We start from the raw sequence: 293 nt of genomic DNA, 5'->3' as shown, positions 1-293 counted from the left end.
CGTGGTAAAGACGTTGCCCAAGCTTTGAATATCTTGGCATTCAGCCCTAAAAAAGGTGCTGAGCTGATTAAAAAAGTGTTGGAATCAGCAATCGCCAATGCCGAGCACAATAATGGTGCTGACATTGACGAACTGAAAGTGGTAACTATCTTTGTTGACAAAGGCCCAAGCTTGAAACGTTTCCAAGCTCGTGCCAAAGGTCGCGGTAACCGCATCGAGAAACAAACTTGTCATATTAACGTGACAGTGGGCAACTAAGGAAAAGCTATGGGACAAAAGATTAACCCTACAGG

1 protein-coding gene is annotated in these 293 nt (G+C 44.4%); it reads left to right on the top strand.

Features of this window, described 5'->3' with window-relative positions:
- Positions 1 to 258: 50S ribosomal protein L22 (rplV, locus tag ACTHSP_RS23620; RefSeq protein ID WP_440347189.1), on the top strand; the 258-nt coding region annotated here is incomplete at its 5' end.
- Positions 259 to 293: the final 35 nt, after the last annotated feature.

Source organism: Neisseria sp. P0001.S005 (genome assembly GCF_051963715.1).
The sequence above is the reverse complement of the archived record's forward strand: the minus strand, read 5'-3'. Positions and strand labels throughout refer to the sequence as shown.